Annotated in this window: 4 protein-coding genes and 1 tRNA gene; 2 read left to right on the top strand and 3 right to left on the bottom strand. The window is 62.7% G+C overall.

Annotation, left to right across the window (positions count from 1 at the left end; genetic code table 11):
- Positions 1–295: 295 nt before the first annotated feature.
- Positions 296–553, bottom strand: a complete 258-nt coding sequence (locus EN893_RS22210; protein WP_127269438.1) for a PepSY domain-containing protein — start codon at positions 551–553, stop codon at positions 296–298.
- Positions 554–1,225: 672 nt separating this feature from the next.
- On the opposite strand from EN893_RS22210, the gene EN893_RS22220 reads away from it, so the two are divergent.
- Positions 1,226–1,579, top strand: a complete 354-nt coding sequence (locus tag EN893_RS22220) for a hypothetical protein (RefSeq protein ID WP_127269439.1) — start codon at positions 1,226–1,228, stop codon at positions 1,577–1,579.
- A gap of 52 nt (positions 1,580–1,631) precedes the next feature.
- On the opposite strand, the gene EN893_RS22225 is transcribed toward EN893_RS22220, so the two are convergent.
- Positions 1,632–1,706 (bottom strand) — tRNA-Val (locus tag EN893_RS22225).
- Positions 1,707–1,844: 138 nt separating this feature from the next.
- The gene (locus tag EN893_RS22230; RefSeq protein ID WP_127271163.1) at positions 1,845–2,528 is read right to left on the bottom strand and encodes a phosphoglycolate phosphatase; all 684 of its coding nucleotides are present in this window, start codon (positions 2,526–2,528) and stop codon (positions 1,845–1,847) included.
- Positions 2,529–3,153: 625 nt separating this feature from the next.
- Between EN893_RS22230 and rpiA the strand changes: the two genes are divergently transcribed.
- Positions 3,154–3,885, top strand: coding sequence for a ribose-5-phosphate isomerase RpiA (gene rpiA / locus EN893_RS22240; protein ID WP_127271162.1), 732 nt, complete (start codon positions 3,154–3,156; stop codon positions 3,883–3,885).
- Positions 3,886–4,041 lie beyond the last annotated feature (156 nt).

Genomic DNA, 4,041 nt, shown 5'->3' on the forward strand with positions numbered 1-4,041 from the left:
CCTCATCGCCCTGCCGGGCGTTCGTTGTTCGAAAAGCCAAGCAGTTGGCTTTTCGTCCGCTGCGCGGACCACGCCTCGACTCCCCGTATAGTGACGGGGAGAAGGGGGCTGGCCGCAACGCCGGCGCCATCCTTGCCTTGCAAAGGATGGTGATTGGCGAAACCATCGATGCCAGCGTCCCTCTCCCCGTCACTATACGGGGAGAGGATGCCGGCAGGCAGGTGAGGGGCGGCGCTAGCGGAAAGGCCGATGACACAGCCAAGAAAGGCCAGTGGATTCGCGTCGGAACGTTCCCCTATTTCGGCTCCGCCGTCACAGGATCGTAGGTGATTTCAACCTTCGCCTTGTCCGCCGTGTAATAGGTGACGGTGTAGGCGCCGCTGTCCCAGTCGACCTCGTCCACATAGCGAAAGCCGTCGCGCTGCTCGACCTTGGCGATGATCTCCGACAGCTTCTTGGCATTGGGCGGCGGCAGCGGCTTGTCGTCCGCGGCCAAGGCTGCCCCGCCGGCGAGAAGAACGGCGACGCTGGTCGCCAGAAGCAATCTGGACATGGCTTTCCCTCAAGTTTCGTCGGACAGAAACTCGCTGGCGTGCCGGTTTGTTCCGCAGCCGGAATGCGTGCCGATTCAGTCCACCGGTTTGCAGCTGCCCGAATGAGGGGCCGCCGCCCGCTTGACTTACGCGGCGCGTCGTTGAGCGGGGTGGAGACCTGAACGGGTTCGGCGAGGGTCGACGGCAGTCACGATGCTGTGGTGGTGATCGCAATAGACGCGATCCGCCGAAGTTGGCCCAGCACAGAAACGATAACCGCCGGGCACTGACCGGTCTTCGCTCACCGGGAAGCGGCACTGATAGACGCCTAGCTGAATGAGGGGGACGTCTTTCGAAATCGGTCTGATATTTTCTGGCATGGTTTTTCAGGTTCCTGGTTCATAGCCATTGCCGGCTGACGACCGCAATGCGACCGTGTCAAAGCGAGCTTCTCTCGTTTTGGAGGGCTGTGGATCACCATATGGTGTTGGTCGCGGTGTCAATGAAGCCCGAAACCCTGCTTTAGCAAGCCAATCATTGCGACTTAAGGCCACACTTGCCGCTGGGAGGGCGGGCTATGAAGCGAATACATTTTGTCAGCAGACAGTGCGGTCGCGTCCCGGAGCATCTCTTCGAACCGTTGCGCCGGTGCTATGGTGTGCCTGCATGATCAGAGAGCAGGGATACGAGGCATGCCCGAAGTCACCCGCCGTACACTTCTTGCGTTCACCGCCGTGGCCTCGGCCATTGAACCGAAATTTGCCGAAGCGGAAGGGGCCTCACCCGAATTGCGGTCGCTGATCGGAGCCCATGAAGCCAGCTATGCCGGGCTTCACAGGGTTGTTCATCGAGCGGGCAGCAGCAGCCACGAACGCAGGACGGCAGACCGGATTGAACAGGAAGCCTTGCTGGCCATCTGCTCCTATCCGGCGATCAGCCGAGGCGACCGCCGGGCCAAGGCCGATTACCTGTTGACCGCCGAGGCTCGGGGTGAACTCGACCTGGAAGAGCACATGCAGGCCATCCTGCACTCGATGAAGCGCTGATCGCGGCTGGTGCATCTCCACAACCAGACATCGCCGGCTGCCGTAAGGATTTTGGTGGGCGATGCAGGGATTGAACCTGCGACCCCACCCGTGTGAAGGGTGTGCTCTCCCGCTGAGCTAATCGCCCGCTCGTTGCCCAAAGGCCAAGCGAGCCGCGATATAAGGGAGGCGGGTGCGGTAAGTCAAGGCGCTGTCCGGCGTTCTGACAGGGATCGGTTTTGCTGTGCTTTGCGCCCTGTCTCCGACCAACGCCGGCTACATTCCGTCAGTTTCCCGCAGCGGCAATCAGCTTCTGCGCCAGATCGAGCGTCAGCGCGTCGAAATGCGAAATGACAGCCGAGGGTTCGAATTCGCGGACATGGCGGTCGGTGTAGCCGAAATCGACCGCCACCACGGGAATGCCGGCGGCTTTTGCCGTGTCGATGTCGGTTTGCGAATCGCCGACCATCAGCGCGCGGTGCGGGTCGCCGCCGGCCAGCTTGATGGTCTCGATCAGATGGCGCGGGTCGGGCTTGCGGAAGGCGAACGTGTCCTGGCCGGCGATGGCCGCGAAATGTTTGGTCAGGCCGAGTGCCTCGATCAGCGCCAGCGAGTTGGCTTCGTATTTGTTGGTGCAGATGGCGAGGACATAGCCGGCCTCCTCGAAGCGCGCGATCGCCTCGACGACACCGGGGTAGGGGCGCGACTTGCCGGGGATGTTGAGCGTGTAGTGGTCGAGGAAAAGTTTCAGCAGCCGGTCGTGCTCCTCGACGGCAAGCGATCGCTGATGGGCGGCGTGCGCCCGCTCGATCATCACCCGGCCGCCGTGACCGACAAAACGCCTGAAGCCGGCTTCGTCGACCGCGGCGATCTCGCTGGCGGCAAGGCTGTGGTTCAGGCTGTCGAGCAGGTCCGGCGCTGTGTCGATCAGCGTACCGTCGAGGTCGAACACGATGATTGGTCGGGTCATGGTCTGTCCTGGGCAGGTGTGCAATGGGCAGGCGATAGCGGCTGCGGCGCGTCAAGGCAAGCTGACTGGGGGCAAGCCGGCTTGGCAATCGCTTCAGACCGGTGACAGTTTCAACGTGTGGCGGGACCACCAATTGTGGAAGCCGGCGCTGCCCCTCATCGCCCTGCCGGGCACTTCTCCCCGTATAGTGACGGGGAGAAGTGGCTGGCCGCAATGACGGCGCCCTTCTTGCAACGCTGGTGATTGGCGAAACCACCGATGAGAGCGCCCCTCACTATACGGGGAGAGGATGCCGGCAGGCAGGTGAGGGGCGGCGCCAGCGTCAGGAAAAGGGTGACGGGGCGAATTCCAAAACCTGAAGCGATTGTCCTGGGCGAGCGCGCCGGGCAAGCAGGCCCCATCGGACCGGACATTTCGCGGCGAGCTTCCAGAAATGAAAAACCCGCCACAGCGGCGGGTCGTTGGCGCAAATCAGCACCATAACCAAAAATGTAGCATAGCTGCCCTCACCGGTCAAGGAAATAATTCCTACGCAGGATCACCTGGGGACCCGCCGCCTGGGGCTTTGACCGGACCGGCAAAAATGCTACGAGCCCGGCAGCGAATTTCCGGGGCAATAACCGACATGGATGCAAGGCAGTTGAAGGTCGAAGCCGCGCGGGCAGCACTCGCCCATGTGAGCGAAGGCATGCGGCTCGGCATCGGCACCGGCACCACGGCCGAAGAGTTCGTGCGGCTGCTTGCCGAAAAGGTCGCCACCGGCATGACCGTCATCGGCGTGCCGACTTCGGAGCGCACCGCGTTGCTGTGCCGCGAACTTGGCGTACCGCTGTCGACGCTGGAGGAAACGCCAGAGCTCGACCTCACCGTCGACGGCGCCGACGAAGTCGACCCGGAACTGACCCTGGTCAAGGGCGGCGGCGGCGCGCTGCTGCGCGAGAAGATCGTCGCCGCGGCGTCCCAGCGCATGATCGTCATCGCCGACCGCTCCAAGATGGTCGAGACGCTCGGCCGTTTTCCGCTGCCGATCGAGGTCAATCCATTCGGCCTGCGCGCCACTGAAATCGCGGTTGCCGCGGCGGCTGAAAAGCTCGGTCTTTCCGGGCCGGTCACATTGAGGATGACGGGCGGCCAGGCTTTTGTTACAGACGGCGGCCATTTTATCCTCGATGCATCTTTTGGCCGCATTCCGGATACAAGAGCGCTTTCGAATGCTCTCCACGCCATTCCGGGCGTTGTCGAGCATGGTCTTTTCATCGGGCTGGCTTCAGCGGCCATCATCGCCGGCGGCGACGGCATCCAAACCGTCCATGCCGCCCGAAAACCAGGGAGTTCTACCGATCATGACGTTGCATAACCGGGTTCGCAGCCTTTCCGTCCTTCTGGCGGCCTCGGCCGTTTTCGCCTTTTCTTCGCCGGCGTTTTCGCAGGATGTCACGGAATCGCACCTGAAGGTCGCCCGCGCGGCGGTCGCTGCGATCCACGCGACCGACCCGTTCGACAACATCCTGCC

Source organism: Mesorhizobium sp. M7A.F.Ca.CA.004.04.2.1 (assembly GCF_004022825.1).
Classification (GTDB): Bacteria; Pseudomonadota; Alphaproteobacteria; order Rhizobiales; family Rhizobiaceae; genus Mesorhizobium.